The sequence below is a fragment of the Delftia sp. PX-1 genome (genome assembly GCF_055797465.1).
Genome location: NZ_CP184763.1, coordinates 3,401,953 through 3,417,129, shown reverse-complemented (window position 1 = coordinate 3,417,129; position 15,177 = coordinate 3,401,953). Strand labels below are relative to the sequence as shown.

At 68.7% G+C, this 15,177-nt stretch carries 11 protein-coding genes; 6 read left to right on the top strand and 5 right to left on the bottom strand.

The window, feature by feature from the left end; all coding sequences use genetic code 11:
- Positions 1-116 precede the first annotated feature (116 nt).
- The 3 genes from ACN20X_RS15730 (at position 117) to ACN20X_RS15720 (ending at position 4,791) form a co-directional block, all read left to right on the top strand.
- On the top strand, positions 117-2,240 hold the full coding sequence (locus tag ACN20X_RS15730) for a PQQ-dependent dehydrogenase, methanol/ethanol family (protein WP_133074245.1): 2,124 nt from the start codon (positions 117-119) through the stop codon (positions 2,238-2,240).
- 117 nt (positions 2,241-2,357) lie between these two features.
- Complete coding sequence (locus ACN20X_RS15725; protein ID WP_016452883.1) at positions 2,358-3,239, top strand: transporter; 882 nt, start codon at positions 2,358-2,360, stop codon at positions 3,237-3,239.
- Positions 3,240-3,282: 43 nt separating this feature from the next.
- A complete protein-coding gene (locus tag ACN20X_RS15720) occupies positions 3,283-4,791 on the top strand; it encodes an aldehyde dehydrogenase family protein (RefSeq protein WP_473209558.1) in 1,509 nt (502 codons plus the stop codon).
- 43 nt (positions 4,792-4,834) lie between these two features.
- Here the strand turns inward: ACN20X_RS15720 and dld are convergent, their stop codons facing one another.
- Genes dld through lldP form a run of 4 tightly spaced genes read right to left on the bottom strand, consistent with a single transcriptional unit; the run spans position 4,835 to position 10,281 of the window.
- A complete protein-coding gene (gene dld / locus ACN20X_RS15715) occupies positions 4,835-6,604 on the bottom strand; it encodes a D-lactate dehydrogenase (protein WP_016452884.1) in 1,770 nt (589 codons plus the stop codon).
- Positions 6,601-7,740, bottom strand: a complete 1,140-nt coding sequence (gene lldD, locus ACN20X_RS15710; protein ID WP_016452885.1) for an FMN-dependent L-lactate dehydrogenase LldD — start codon at positions 7,738-7,740, stop codon at positions 6,601-6,603. Before lldD ends, dld begins: the two co-directional genes overlap by 4 nt.
- Positions 7,741-7,750: 10 nt before the next feature.
- A complete protein-coding gene (gene lldR, locus ACN20X_RS15705) occupies positions 7,751-8,557 on the bottom strand; it encodes a transcriptional regulator LldR (protein WP_016446781.1) in 807 nt (268 codons plus the stop codon).
- 20 nt (positions 8,558-8,577) lie between these two features.
- A complete protein-coding gene (gene lldP / locus ACN20X_RS15700) occupies positions 8,578-10,281 on the bottom strand; it encodes an L-lactate permease (RefSeq protein ID WP_133073004.1) in 1,704 nt (567 codons plus the stop codon).
- A 587-nt stretch (positions 10,282-10,868) separates the two neighbouring features.
- Here lldP and ACN20X_RS15695 point away from each other — a divergent pair.
- Genes ACN20X_RS15695 through ACN20X_RS15685 form a run of 3 tightly spaced genes read left to right on the top strand, consistent with a single transcriptional unit; the run spans position 10,869 to position 14,153 of the window.
- Positions 10,869-11,753, top strand: coding sequence for a putative selenate ABC transporter substrate-binding protein (locus ACN20X_RS15695; protein ID WP_016452887.1), 885 nt, complete (start codon positions 10,869-10,871; stop codon positions 11,751-11,753).
- Between the two features lie 19 nt (positions 11,754-11,772).
- On the top strand, positions 11,773-12,597 hold the full coding sequence (locus ACN20X_RS15690; RefSeq protein WP_016452888.1) for a phosphonate ABC transporter ATP-binding protein: 825 nt from the start codon (positions 11,773-11,775) through the stop codon (positions 12,595-12,597).
- The gene (locus tag ACN20X_RS15685) at positions 12,588-14,153 is read left to right on the top strand and encodes a PhnE/PtxC family ABC transporter permease (RefSeq protein WP_016452889.1); all 1,566 of its coding nucleotides are present in this window, start codon (positions 12,588-12,590) and stop codon (positions 14,151-14,153) included. The genes ACN20X_RS15690 and ACN20X_RS15685 overlap by 10 nt, the downstream gene beginning before the upstream one ends.
- Here the strand turns inward: ACN20X_RS15685 and ACN20X_RS15680 are convergent.
- The gene (locus ACN20X_RS15680; RefSeq protein WP_016452890.1) at positions 14,150-15,091 is read right to left on the bottom strand and encodes a LysR family transcriptional regulator; all 942 of its coding nucleotides are present in this window, start codon (positions 15,089-15,091) and stop codon (positions 14,150-14,152) included. The two genes, ACN20X_RS15685 and ACN20X_RS15680, sit on opposite strands and share 4 nt — an antisense overlap.
- Between the last annotated feature and the right edge of the window lie 86 nt (positions 15,092-15,177).

The following is a 15,177-nucleotide window of genomic DNA, read 5'->3' as shown; positions in this document are numbered from 1 at the left end:
CCCCGGGAAAGTCCGAATGTTGTGACCGAAGGCCGCTTTTTTTATCGTCTCCCCCATGGTGCCCTTGCCCCCAGCGCCATGCACGCAAAAACAAACCACACAGGAGACGAGACAACATGAAGACCCACGTGCTTTCCTCCACGCTGCTGGCCGCCGGCCTGGCACTGGCCCTTCCCGGCGCCACGCTGGCACAGGCCGGCCTGCCAAGCAAAGGCTCGCCCGAGCACATACGCGCCGTCACCTCGCGCATCGACTCGCAGAGCATCCGCGACAACGCGCGCAGCTCCAAGGACTGGCCCAGCTACGGCATGGACTACAGCGAGACGCGCTTTTCCAAACTCAGGCAGCTGGACACGGCCAATGTGAAGCGGCTGGGCCTGGTCTGGTCGTATGACCTGGAATCCACGCGCGGCGTGGAGTCCACGCCCGTGGTGGTCGATGGAATCATGTACGTCACGGCCAGCTGGAGCGTGGTGCATGCGGTGGACGTGCGCACCGGCAAGCGCCTGTGGAGCTACGACCCCGGCGTGGACCGTGCCAACGGCTTCAAGGGCTGCTGCGACGTGGTCAACCGGGGCGTGGCGGTCTACAAGGGCAAGGTGTATGTGGGCGCCTTCGATGGCCGCCTGGTGGCGCTGGACGCGGCCACGGGCCAGAAGGTCTGGGAGCAGGACACCATCATCGACCGCGCCTTCTCGTACACCATCACGGGCGCACCGCGCGTCATCAAGGGCAAGGTGCTGATCGGCAACGGCGGCGCCGAGTACGGCGTGCGCGGCTATGTCACGGCCTATGACGCCGAGACCGGTGCCCAGCAGTGGCGCTGGTTCACCGTGCCAGGCGACCCGTCCAAGCCCTTCGAGAACGAGGCCATGGCCCGCGCCGCCAAGACCTGGGACCCGGCCGGCAAGTGGTGGGAGGCCGGTGGCGGCGGCACGGCCTGGGACACCATGGCCTATGACCCCGAGCTCAACCTCATGTACATCGGCACGGGCAACGGCTCGCCCTGGGCGCAAGCCAAGCGCAGCCCGGCCGGTGGCGACAACCTGTACCTGGCCAGCATCGTGGCGCTGAACCCCGATACGGGCGAGTACGTCTGGCATTACCAGGAGACGCCGGGCGACAGCTGGGACTTCACCTCCACCCAGCCCATGGTGCTGGCCGACATCAAGGTGGGCGGCAAGCCGCGCAAGGTCATCCTGCATGCGCCCAAGAACGGCTTCTTCTTCGTGATCGACCGCACCAACGGCCAGTTCATCTCGGCCAAGAACTTCGTCGATGTGAACTGGGCCAGCGGCTACGACGCCAAGGGCCGGCCCATCGAGACGCCGATTGCGCGCAGCGGCGACCGCGCGCGCGACGTGATCCCCAGCCCCTTCGGCGCGCACAACTGGCATTCCATGTCCTACAGCCCCGACACGGGCCTGGCCTACCTGCCGGCCCAGCATGTGCCGCTGACCCTGCAGGACAACAAGAACTGGAAGTTCAACGGCGGCTCCCTGCCCGAGCCGCACAGCAATATCGGCTGGAATACGGCCACGCTGGTCAACATGGAGCCGCCCAAGAGCACGCCCTTCGGCCGCCTGATCGCCTGGGACCCGGTGGCACAGAAGGAGCGCTGGCGCGTGGAGCATGCCTCGCCCTGGAACGGCGGCACGCTGGCCACGGCGGGCAACCTGGTGTTCCAGGGCACGGCCGACGGCCGCTTCGTGGCCTATGACGCGCGCAACGGCAAGAAGCTCTGGGAGAAGCCCACGGGCACGGGCGTGGTGGCCGCACCCATCACCTATGAGGTCGATGGCCGGCAGTACGTCTCCATCGCCGTGGGCTGGGGTGGCGTCTACGGCCTGGCCGCGCGCCACACCGAGCGCAAGGGCCCGGGCACGGTCTACACCTTCGCGCTGGACGGCAAGGCCGAGGCGCCTGCCTTCGTCGCCTACCAGCAGGGCAAGCTGCTGCAGGGCGTGCCCTACGACAAGAGCCTGGTGGCCGAAGGCACGGCCCTGTATGTCAGCAACTGCGCCTTCTGCCACGGCGTGCCCGGCGTGGATCGCGGCGGCAACCTGCCCAACCTGGGCTACCTGGACCCGGCCTATATCGAGCACCTGGACAAGTTCATCTTCAAGGGCCCGGCCATGTCGCGCGGCATGCCGGACTTCACGGGCAAGCTGAGCATGGAAGACGTGGAAAAGATCAAGGCCTTCATCCAGGGCACGGCTGACGCGGTGCGGCCCAAGTAGCCAACGCGAGCCGCCCTCCTCCCCTCCCCCAACCTCCCATTCCCCTCCCCGGCCCTGCTGTCCTGCAGCAGGCCTGGGCAGGGCTTTGCCTGAAAACACCGGACCGGACTCTTCGCCATGCCATCCAAGCCCTTCACCCGCGCATCCCTGGCCCTGGCAGCCATGGCCGCATGCGCCAGCTTCAACGCCCACGCCGTCGATATCGACGCGGGCGACTACACCGCCTTGCCGCCCGGCACCACGCTGGGCATGGTCTATTACCAGCACGCCACGCGCGACCGCCTCTATGCCAATGGCGAGCAGGCGCCGATACGGCCGAGGCTGACCTCGGACATCGGCATAGCGCGCGGCGTGCACTTCATGAAGCTGGGCGACTACGTGATCGACCCGCAGTTCCTGCTGCCCTTCGGGCGCCTGTCGGCATCGCGCGATATCGCGGCCATGGGCAGCAACACCGGCGTGGGCGACCTGATGCTGGCCGCCACCCTGTGGCTGACCAAGCCCGGCGACAAGGAGCACTTCGGCATCACCCCCTTTGTCTGGCTGCCCACGGGCCAGTACAGCCGCAACGATCCGCTGAGCCTGGGCGAGAACCGCTGGAAGGCCGCCCTGCAGGCCGGCTGGATCAAGCCGCTGGGCAAGCGCGTGACCATGGACCTGGCGGCCGATGTCACCGTCTTCGGCAAGAACGACGACTTCGGCGCCCAAAGCGCCACGCTCAAGCAAAAGGCGCAGTTCCAGTTCCAGGGCCTGCTGCGCTACCACCTGTCGGAGACCTCGGACCTGCGCCTGGGCCTGTCGCACCTGACGGGCGGCGAGACCCAGGTCAACGGCGTGTCGCAAGGCGACCGCCAGTCCACCACCAAGGTCTCTTTCGGCGGCGCGGTCTTTGTCGCGCCGAAGACGCAGTTGCTGGCCACCGTGGGCCGCGACCTGCATGTGCGCCAGGGCTTCAAGGAGAACGCCCGCATCAACCTGCGCCTGCTGCAGGTTTTCTGATCCCACACCCCCCTTTCTCCCGTTCACCCCCAAGGAGCACACCATGAACCTCAGCGACATCCAGCACCAGATCACCGAGCGCGCCAGCGCCTTCCTCAACCGGGGCACGCATGACCTCTTCATCGACGGCCAATGGGTGGCGGCCCGGACCGGCCAGCGCCTGTCCACCGTCAACCCGGCCACCGAGGCCGTGCTCGCCGAAGTCGCCAGCGCCGGCCCGGCGGACGTGGACCTGGCCGTGCGCGCCGCCCACCGCGCGCTGCACCTGGGCCCCTGGGGCCGCATGCGCCCCGTGGAGCGCGAGCGCCTGATGCTGCGCCTGGCCGACCTCATGGAGACCCATGCCCAGGCCCTGGCCGAGGTCGAATCGCTGGACAACGGCAAGTCCGCCGCCATTGCGCGCGCCGTGGACATCGCCATGGCCATAGACTCCATCCGCTACATGGCCGGCTGGGCCACCAAGATCGAGGGCATGACGCACGAGCACTCCGTGCCCTTCGCGCCCGAGGCGCAGATGTTCACCTACACCCGGCGCGAGCCCGTGGGCGTGGTCGCCGCCGTCGTGCCCTGGAACTTCCCCCTGCTCATGGCCAGCTGGAAGCTGGCGCCCGCGCTGGCCGCAGGCTGCACCCTGGTGCTCAAGCCCGCCGAGCAGACGCCGCTGACCGCGCTGATGCTGGCCGAGCTGATCCAGGAAGCGGGCTTTCCGCCCGGCGTGTTCAACGTGGTCACGGGCGACGGCCCCGGCACGGGTGCGCCCCTGGTCTCGCACCCGCTGGTCAACAAGGTCAGCTTCACGGGCTCGACCGAGGTGGGCAAGCTCATCGGCCATGCCTGCATGGACAACATGACGCGCATCACGCTGGAGCTGGGCGGCAAGTCCCCCGTCATCGTGCTCGACGACTGCGCCCCCGCCACGGCTGCGGCGGGTGCGGCCAATGCCATCTTCTTCAACCACGGCCAGGTCTGCTGCGCGGGCTCGCGCCTGTACGTGCACAAGAGCATGTTCGACCGCGTGGTGGCCGACGTGGCCGACCAGGCCGCCCGGCTCACCCTGGGCCATGGCCTGGACCCCCGCGCGCAGATGGGCCCGCTGGTCTCGCAGGAGCAGATGGAGCGCGTCTGCAGCTACATCGACATAGGCCGCAGCCAGGGCGCCGAGGTGGTGACGGGCGGCGCCCGCGCAGGCCAGCGCGGCTACTTCGTGCAGCCCACGGTGATGACCGGCGTGCAGCACGACCACCGCGTGGCCCGCGAGGAAATCTTCGGCCCCGTGCTCGTGGCCATGCCCTATGACGACCTCGACGAAGTCGCCGCCTGGGCCAACGACACGCCCTACGGCCTGGGCGCCAGCATCTGGTCCAACAACCTGTCCAAGGTCCACCGGCTGATCCCCAAGATCCAGTCCGGCACGGTCTGGGTCAACTGCCACAGCACCCTGGACCCGGGCATGCCCTTCGGCGGCTACAAGCAGTCCGGCATGGGCCGCGACATGGGCCGCACGGCGCTGGATGCCTATCTGGAGACCAAGTCAGTGTTCATCAATCTGTGAGTCGGATACGGCGGGCCGCTCCCTGGCCCGCCTGCACCTGGCTTCAGGAGGCCTCCGAATACCCCTTGGGCCATCCCCCCGGCCGGTCACAACACTCCTCCCAGCCCAGCTTGCGCGAGGTGTGGCCTATGCCGGGGTTGAAGGTGTTGGTGGGGTCCAGTTCGCGGTAGAAGCCTGCCAGCGCGGGCTTGGCCACGTACAAGTGGCCCACGTTGTGCTCGGCCGGGTACTCGGCGCGGCGCGCGTCCAGCAGTTCCCACATGCGGTGCTCCATGGCCAGCGGGTCCACGCCCTTCTTGACGATGTAGTCCTGGTGGAAGACATGGCAGAAGAAGTGGCCGTAGTAGAGCTTGTGGACCATGTCGCGCTCGACCTGGGCGGGCAGTTGCTCCACCCATTCGCGGTCGTTGCGGCGCAGGGCCACGTCCAGGGCCACGATGTCCTCCACCTGGGCGCGGTGCACCTCGCGGTAGCGGATGGCCGCGCCCGCGATGGCGAAGCGGTGCAGGAAGGCCTTGCGCCCCTCGTCGGCATCGCACTCGAACCAGCCGCCCGTGGTGCTGCCGCTGAAGTGCCGCGTGAGGAATTCACGCGTGGCCTCGGCCGTGTCGTTGGACACGCGCACCAGCAGGTGGTGCTCATAGCGGTCGCGCCACTGGCGCATGCGCGCGGGCAGGTGGCTGGGCAGCAGGTTGGTCAGCGCCTGGATCACGCGGTCGGTGACGCCGCGCAGGCCGAAGCGTTCGAAGAAGCCGTCCATGCGGCTCTTGAGGGCGAAGGCGGCCGGCACCCTGGCCGTGCCGAAGCGGTCGATCAGCAGGAAGGTGTCCTTGCCGTATTTCTCGCCGATGTCGTAGGCCGTGCGGTGGATGTACTCGCCGGCGATCGGCAGGCGCGGCAGCGCGGTCAGCAGCTCGCGGCGCACGGCCGTGAGGTCGTCGGGCGAATTGCTGCCTATATAGAAGACGGTGCTGGGCTCCTTGGGGAAGGTGTCCAGCCGCACGGCGAACAGGCACAGCTTGCCGGCCGAGCCCGAGGCCTCGAACAGGCGCGAGGGGTCGGCATTGAAGCGCGCGGGCGTGTCCTCGTCCACGGCGCGCACGGCATCGGCATAGCGCGGGTCGGAGGCGGCGCGCTGCGCATCGTGGGCGATGTCGGACTCGGTGTAGTCGCCGTTTTGCAGCCGCGTGAGGATTTCCTCGGGCGTGCGGCCCAGGGCGATGCCCAGGTGGTTGACGAGTTCCAGCGAGCCGTCGCCGCAGACGCGCGCGTACAGCGCCAGTTCGGTATAGGCCGGGCCGCGCCGCACCAGGGCGCCGCCCGAGTTGTTGCAGATGCCGCCCAGCACCGAGGCGCCGATGCACGACGAGCCGATCACCGAATGCGGCTCGCGCCCCAGCGGCGCCAGCGCCTGCTCCAGCCGGTCCAGCGTGGCGCCGGGCAGGCAGACCACCTGGGCGCCGCCGCCAATGACCTGCACGCCGGTGATGCGCAAGGTGTTGATGAGCACGATCTCGCGGTCGTAGTCCGCGCCGTCGGGCGTGGAGCCGCCCGTCAGGCCCGTGTTGGCGGCCTGCATGATGACGATACGCCCGGTCGCCACGGCGGCCTGCACCACCTTCCACTGCTCCAGCAGCGTCGCGGGCCGCACCACGGCCAGCACCGGGCCCTCGCCCGTGCGGTGGCCTTTGCGGAAGCGGCGCGTGGCCTGGTCGTCGGTGAGCACATGGGCCGCGCCCACGGCCTGGCGCAGCTGCTGCAGCAGGGTTTCGCGGGACACCTGGGGCATGGCGGAGATGGCCGGCGCGCTCATGCTTCGCGCACCAGCAGGTCACCGGTGATGTCTGCCACCTTGCTGACGCTGGTCAGCGTCATGGCCACGCGCATCTCCTTTTCCAGCAGCTCCAGCAGGTGCTTGACGCCGGCCTCGCCGGCAGCGGCCAGCGCGTAGATGAAAGCGCGGCCGATCATGGCGCAGTCGGCGCCCAGGGCGATGGCGCGCACCACGTCCAGGCCGTTGCGGATGCCGGAGTCGGCCAGGATCTTGATCTGGCCCTTGACCGCATCGGCAATGGCCGGCAGCGCGCGGGCCGAGGACAGCACGCCGTCGAGCTGGCGGCCGCCATGGTTGGAGACGATGATGCCGTCGGCGCCAAAGCGCACCGCGTCCTTGGCGTCCTCGGGGTCCAGGATGCCCTTGATGACCATGGGCCCCTTCCAGAAGGCGCGTATCCATTCGAGGTCCTTCCAGGAAATGGAGGGATCGAAGTTGGCGCCCAGCCAGCCGATGTAGTCGGCCAGGCCCGTGGGGCTGCCCCGGTAGGCCGAGATGTTGCCCAGGTCATGCGGGCGGCCCAGCAGGCCCACGTCCATGGACCAGGCCGGATGCGTGACCGACTGCCAGTAGCGGCGCATGGCGGCATTCGGGCCGCTCATGCCCGAATGCGCATCGCGGTAGCGCGCGCCGGGCACGGGCATGTCCACGGTGAAGACCAGGGTGGAGCAGCCGGCCGCCTGGGCACGCTCCAGCGCGTTCTGCATGAAGCCCCGGTCCTTGAGCACATAGAGCTGGAACCACATGGGGCGCTTGATCTTGGGCGCCACCTCTTCGATGGGGCAGACCGAGACCGTGGACATGGTGAACGGAATGCCATGGGCGTCGGCCGCGCGCGCGGCCTGCACTTCGCCGCGGCGGCGGTACATGCCCGTCAGGCCCACGGGCGACAGCGCCACGGGGATGGACAGTTTCTCGCCGAACAGCTCGATGCTGGTGTCCAGCCGGCTCATGTCCTTGAGCACGCGCTGGCGCAGCGCCACGGCGGCCATGTCCTCGACATTGCGGCGCAGCGTCTGCTCGGCATAGGCGCCGCCGTCGATGTAATGGAACAGGAAAGGCGGCAGGCGCTTTTGCGCCGCCGCACGGTAGTCGGAGGTGGAGGAGATGATCATGATGGGTGTCTCATGTCTTTCGTATCAGGTCTGAAGTGGGCAGCAGCGCAGGCGCGGCGTCCAGAGGCAGCCGCATGGAGCGCTCGCGCCGCGCGCGGTCCTCGTCCAGGCGCTGGATGGTGGTGCGCACATGCTCCAGGTGCTCGCCGATGCATTCGCGGGCGCGCTGCGGGTCGCCGTCCAGGATGGCCTGCATGAGGCTCTGGTGCTGCACGGTCAGCTCCTGCAGGGTCTGGGGCGCGCTCAGGCGGAACATGTCGTGGCGGTTGCGTTCCACCGTGGACAGCACCACGGTGAACAGGCTGTGCATGACCTGCACCAGCACCAGGTTGTGCGAAGCCTCGGCAATGGCCAGGTGGAACTGCGCGTCGGCGCGCGCCGCCAGCTCGGCGTGGCCGCTTTGCTGGTGCTGGATCATCACCTCGAAGCAGCGCTGGATATGGTCCTTGTCCTGCGGCGTGGCGCGCTGGGCGGCCAGCCAGGCCGTGCTGGTCTCCAGCGCGTGGCGGGTTTCCAGCACGTCGTAGCGGTAGTGGGAATCGGACTCCATCAGGCCGGCCAGCGGCCGCATGGCGTCCTTGAGCCAGTCCGCAGGCTCGGCAGCCGGCGCCGGCTCCTGCAGGTAGGTGCCATCGCCGCGCCGCGCCACCAGCACGCCCTGGCTGGTGAGTTTCTGTATGGCCTCGCGCACCGAGGTGCGCGAGACGCCCAGCTCGGCCGCCAGTTGCCGCTCCGCGGGCAGCCGCTGTCCGGGCTGCACTCCGCTGGCCTGCACCAGGGCAAGCAATTTCTCGACAACTTGATCGGCAACGCGCATGGGGGAACTCTCGGGTGTTTTCAATGACCCGGAATCATCCACGTAAACACATAGGCTTGCAGCGTCGTGATCACCCCGATGATCACGGCGAACATCAGGCTGTGCTTGACCGTGAAGCGGAACAGGTCCGACTCGCGCCCTGCCAGGCCCACGGCCGCGCAGGCAATGGCGATGGACTGGGGCGAGATCATCTTGCCCGTCACGCCGCCCGTGGTGTTGGCCGCCACCGTGAGCACCTGGGGCAGGCCCAGCTGCTGCGCCGTGGTGGCCTGCAGCGCGGCGAACAGCGCGTTGGCCGAAGTGTCCGAGCCCGTGAGGAACACGCCGATCCAGCCCAGGAAGGGCGAGAAGAACGTGAACGCCTGGCCCGTGTGTGCCAGCGCCAGGGCCAGCGTGGCCGACAGGCCCGAGTAGTTGGCCACGAAGGCGAAGGCCAGCACCATGCCGATGGAGTAGATCGGCACAGCCAGTTCCCTGAAGGTCTCGCCCAGCGTGGCCACGGCCTTGGCGGGAGACAGGCGCGTGAAGGTGATGGTGATCAGCGCCGCGATCAGGATGGCCGTGCCGGTGGCCAGCAGCCAGTTGAAGGTGTAGACCGCGCCGTAGGGCGCAGCGGCGGCCACGACGGGGGGCGTCTTCTCCACCAGGTTGTGCAGGAAGGGCACGGGGATGTTGATGACGGTGGAGGCCAGCGGGCCGCCTGCGGCGAACAGCGCCTTGAAGGGCTTGATGCTCCAGACCGTCACCATGGCCGTGAGGATGATGAAGGGCGACCAGGCCTTGATGACGGCACCGGCCGTCAGCGGTGCACCGGAAGCGGCGGCGGGAGCCTTGACCGCCTTGGCTGTCTTCGCAATGGCAGCAGCCTTGCCGCCCTCGCCTTCCGTGTCGAAACGGAAGATGCGCTTGGGCTGCCAGACCTTGAGGAACAGCGTCAGCGCCACCAGCGAGACGATGGCCGAGGTGATGTCCGGCAGCTCGGGGCCGATGTAGTTGGCCGTGAGGAACTGCACCACGGCGAAGGAGCCGCCGCCCACCAGCACGGCCGGCCAGGTTTCCTTGACGCCGCGCCAGCCGTCCATGATGGCCATCAGCCAGAACAGCACCAGCACCGTCATGAAGGGCAGTTGGCGTCCGGCCATCTGGCCGATGGCGAATGCATCCACGCCCGAGACCTGCCCCGCCACGATGATGGGAATGCCCATGGCGCCGAAGGCCACGGGCGCCGTGTTGGCGATCAGGCACAGGCCCGCCGCATACAGCGGCTTGAAGCCCAGGCCCACCAGCAGCGCGGCCGTGATGGCCACGGGCGCGCCGAAGCCGGCCGCGCCCTCCAGGAAGGCGCCGAAGCAAAAGCCCACCAGGATGAGCTGCAGCCGCTGGTCGGGAGTGACCGACAGGATGGACGAGCGGATCACGTCGAACTGCCCCGTCTTGACCGAAATCTTGTAGAGGAACACGGCCGCCACGATGATCCAGGCGATGGGCCACAGGCCGTAGAAAAAGCCGTACACGGCCGAGGCCAGTGCCGCGCTCACGGGCATCTTGTAGAACAGCAGCGCCACGCCCAGCGCCAGCGCCACGGTGACGGTGCCAGCCTGGTAGCCCTTGAGACGGAACCTGGTCAGCGCCAGGAAGAAAAAGATGATGGGAATCAGCGCGATCAGCGCCGAGATCCAGATGTTCCCGGCGGGATCGTAGTTCTGCTGCCAGATGGTTTGCATGACCGTGTCTCTAGATGATGGGGAGGGCGCGGTAAGCGCCCCTTGTCGGCCACTCCCTCTCGTTGCAGCGTTGGCATGCGGTGCGATCCGCACTGGATGTCTGCTGGCTGGCTGCAACGGTGACCGGGAGTGTTCCCCGCGCTGGCGCCTTGTGGGCCATTGGCAAATTGGTCCAACCAATCAAGCCAAAATTCAGACCATTGCGCGAAGTGGTGCGATTCTCAGAGCTTTCAAGTGGGCAGATGAACAGGGTAAACACCTAAAATAGCGCAGATAACGCACCAGGATATTTATTGGTCATACCAATAATGGATATTTTGGTGCAACGCATGTTCAAGTCCCCGGCCAAGCAAGGTCCCAGGCGGTGCACAAACGCAGCGCACGCGGGAAAAAGATCGGCGGCCGCGCTGTGCCGGCAGGTCCGCCGCTCAAGCCTGACGCTCCCCAACGGAAAAGCCCGCTCCCTACAATGCAGCCTCAGCGGTCGGTGTACCGCCCTTGTACCTTCGGCGCCCGGGTCAACCCCGGGCGCCTTATTAAACCGCCGTGTATCCGGACGGCGGTGGCTGATTGAACGGAGCCCATCCATGAACCACATTCCTGCGCGCCGCTCGGCGCTGCGCCAGGCGGCTGCCTGCGTGCTGGCCGCCTCCACCCTGTCCAGCCTGCCTGCGCTGGCCGCCGAACCCGCCGTGCTGCGCGTCTCGGCCATCCCGGATGAAGCTCCCACCGAGCTGCAGCGCAAGTTCGAGCCGCTGGGCAAGTACCTCTCGGCCCAGACCGGCATGAAGGTGGTGTTCACGCCGGTGACCGACTACGCCGCCGTGGTCGAGTCGCTGGCCACGCGCAAGCTGGACCTGGCCTGGCTGGGCGGATTTACCTTCGTGCAGGCCAAGATCCGCACCAACGGCACGGCCATCCCCATCGTGCAGCGCGAGGAAGACGCCAGGTTCACCTCCAAGTTCATCACGGCCAACCCCGCCATCAAGACCCTGGCCGACCTCAAGGGCAAGAGCTTTGCCTTTGGCGCGCCCTCGTCCACCTCGGGCAGCCTGATGCCGCGCTTTTTCCTGCAGCAGGACGGCATCAACCCCGAGAAGGACTTCAAGACCGTGGCCTTCTCCGGCGCGCATGACGCCACCGTGGCCTTCGTGGCCGCAGGCAAGGCCGAGGCCGGCGTGCTCAACGCATCGGTCTGGGACAAGCTGGTGGAGACCAAGAAGGTCGATACCAGCAAGGTGCGCGTGTTCGCCACCACGCCGCCCTACTTCGACTACAACTGGACCGTGCGCGGCGACCTGGACCCGGCCCTGGTCAAGAAGCTGACCGACGCCTTCCTGGCGCTGGACCCGGCCAAGCCAGAGCACAAGGCCATCCTGGAGCTGCAGCGTGCCGCGCGCTTCATTCCCACCCAGGCCTCGAACTACGAAGGCATCGAGGCCGCCGCCAAGTCGGCCGGCCTGCTCAAGTAAGCCGCGGCAGGCGTAATCCATGAGCTTTGAACTGCAAGGCGTGGGCCTGACCCACGCCGGCGGCGGCATTGCGCTGCGCGGCGTGACGCTGGCCGCACGCCAGGGCGAAGCCATTGCGCTGATCGGCCCCTCAGGCGCGGGCAAGACCACGTTGCTGTCCGTCATTGGCACGGCGCTGGCGCCCAGCCAGGGCCGGCGCAGCGTGCTGGGCAACGAGGTGCCTGCGTCCAGCGCGGGCGCACCCCGGCTGCTGCGCGCGCGCATCGGCACGGTGCACCAGGCGCCGCCCATACCGCCGCGCCAGCGCGTGGTCACGGCCGTGCTGGCCGGGCGGCTGGGCCGGTGGCCGGCCTGGAAGGCGCTGGCCTCGCTGCTGTACCCACAGGACACCGCTGGCGCGCACGAGGCCCTGGCCCGCGTGCAGCTGGCAGACAAGCTGTTCGCGCGCTGCGACCAGCTCTCTGGGGGGCAGCTGCAGCGCGTGGGCATTGCCCGCGTGCTCTACCAGCAGGCCGAGCTGATCCTGGCCGACGAGCCCGTGGCCGCGCTGGACCCGGCCCTGGCCCTGTCAACCGTGCAACTGCTGGTGCACGAAGCCGCCGCGCGCGGCGCCACCCTGGTCGCCAGCCTGCATGCCGTGGACCTGGCGCTGGCCTGCTTTGCGCGCATCGTGGGCATCCGCGATGGCGCCATCGCCTTCGACCTGCCGGCGGCTGAAGTCACGCAGGAGCACCTGCGTGCGCTGTATGGGTCCGAGCATGCTGGTGATGATCCCTCCCGCCCCGCGTGGACACCCGCGCCCGCCGCCTTTGCCGCACCGCTGTCCGCATCCGCATGCCGTTGAGTTCCGATCTGCACGCGCTGCGTGATCCCGCCGCGCCCCGCCGCCTCGGCGCCCTGGTGCTGGCCGCCGTCGTGCTGTGGCCGCTGTTCCAGGGCGCGGGCTTCAGCCTGGGCGCGCTGTTCGATCCCGGCAACCTGCAGGTCATCGGCCGCTTTCTGGCCACGTTTCTTCCACCCGAAACCGGGCGCGACTTCCTGGGCTACCTGGGCCGCGCCACGCTGGAGACCCTGGCCATTGCCACGGCCGGCATGGCCCTGGCCTTTGTGCTGGCCGTGCCGCTGGCCTACCTGGTCACGGGCGCCGCGCGCGAGCGGCGGGCGCTCAATCCCGTCACGCGCGGCCTGCTCACCATCCTGCGCGGCGTGCCCGAACTGGTCTGGGCCCTGGTCTTCGTGCGCGTCTTCGGCCTGGGGCCGGCCGCTGGCGTGCTGGCCCTGGGCCTGACCTATGGCGGCATGCTGGCCAAGGTCTATGCGGAAATCCTGGAATCGGCCGACCCCGCACCCGCGCGTGCCCTGGCGCAGGCCGGCGCGCGCCGGCCGCTGGCCATGCTGTACGGCCTGCTGCCCCAGGCCGCGCGCGAGCTGACCTCGTACACCGTCTACCGCTGGGAGTGCGCCATACGCGCCTCGGTGGTCATGGGCTTTGTGGGCGCGGGCGGCCTGGGCCAGCTCATGGACCAGGCCATGAAGATGCTCAACGGCGGCGAGGCCTCCACCATCTTGCTGACCTTCATGCTGCTGGTCTGGGGCGCCGACCTGCTCTCGCGCGGCCTGCGCCGCGCGCTGGACACGCCACCCGCCGCGCGTGCCAGCGCCTGGGGCTGGCGCAGCGCCCTCGCCTGCGCCGCCCTGGCGCTGGGCGTGGCCGCCAGCTTTGCCATGCTGGAGATGGACCTGCCCTCGCTGTTCACCGGCGCGGCGGGCCGGTCGATGCTGGAATTCGTCATCAGCTTCTTCCCGCCCGACACCAGCGCCGAATGGCTGCGCAAGGTGGCCGTGGGCGTGTGGGAGACGCTGGCCATTTCCGTGGTCGGCACCCTGCTGGCGGCCGTGCTGGGCCTGCTGCTGGCGCTGCCGCGCTGGCGCGCCCCCTGGAGCCTGGTGCTCAACGTGCTGCGCTCCGTGCCCGAGCTGGTCTGGGCCACCATCACCGCCCTGGCCGTGGGCCTGGGCCCGTTCGCAGGCGCGCTGGCGCTGGCGCTGCACACGGCCGGCGTGCTGGGGCGCCTGTATGCCGAGGCCCTGCAGAACCAGCCCGCCGCCCCCACCCAAGCGCTGCGCCTGTCCGGCAGCGGCCGCGCCATGGCCTTCCTCTACGCGACGCTGCCCGGCGCCGCGCCGCAGTTGCTGGCCTATACGCTGTACCGCTGGGAGATGAACATCCGCATGGCCGCCATCCTGGGCTTCGTGGGCGCGGGCGGGCTGGGGCAGCTGCTGTACTTCGAGCTGTCGCTGTTCCACTATGCCCAGGCCAGCACCGTCATCATCGCCATGCTGGCGCTGTCCGTGGCCGTGGACTGGGCCAGCGCGGCGCTGCGAAGGCGCATGGGTTAGGTGGTGGGGGCCGCGGCGCCGTCACCCTCCACCTCGACCAGGTAGTCGATCAGCGCCCGCAGCTTCAGCGGCACATGGCGCGTGGGCGCATAGACCGCATGCACCACGCGCGGCGCGTACTTGCCGCACAGCGCCCAGCCCGGCAGCACGGGCGCCAGCTGCCCGGCCTGCAGCGCCGCCTGCGCCGCAAAGTCCGCTACCACGCCGATGCCCTGCCCCTGCTGCAGCGCCTGGATGATGCCCAGGCTGCTGGCAATGGTGATGGGCGTATTCACCAGCAGACGCGTAGCGGGCGCGGTCGGCTGATGCCCAGCGCGCTGCGGACGCAATTCGACCTCGTTCTGGAACTGGCCGTAGCCCAGGCTGATGAAGGGATGCGCCAGCAGTTGCCCGGGCTCCGTGATCTGCGCATGCTGCGCCAGATAGCCGGGCGTGGCCACCAGCACATAGCGGATGGTCTTGAGCGGCCGCGCAACCAGCCCCGGCGCGATCTGGCCCGGCATGCTGATGCGCAGGCCCAGGTCCAGCCCCTCGGCCACCAGGTCCACCATGCGGTCCGTCATGTCCACCTGCACCTGTACCTCGGGCCAGCGCGCGCAAAAACCCGGCAGCAGTGGCGACAGCCAGAGATCGCCCAGCACGGCCGGCGCGCTGATCTTCAGCAGCCCGCGCGGCTGCTGGCGCAACTGGCCGGCCAGCGCCTGCACGGCCTGGGCATCCTCCACCAGCCGCAGGCAGGCCTGATGGATCTCGGCCCCCACCTCGGTCAGCGACAGCGAGCGCGTGGTGCGCTGCAGCAGCCGCAGCCCGAAATGCGCCTCCAGCCGCCCCACGCTGCGGCTCACGGCCGAGGTCGTCAGCCCCAACTGCCGGGCCGCGCCCGCAAAGCTCTGGTGCTCCACCACACGGGCGAAGACCAGCATTTCATCCAGGGGCATGGCGGTATCGGGCAAGGCGCTACTCCGGTCTTTGTTGCATGGTAGGCAATATTAATTTGAATGACTGATGGATTGTTGATTGATTG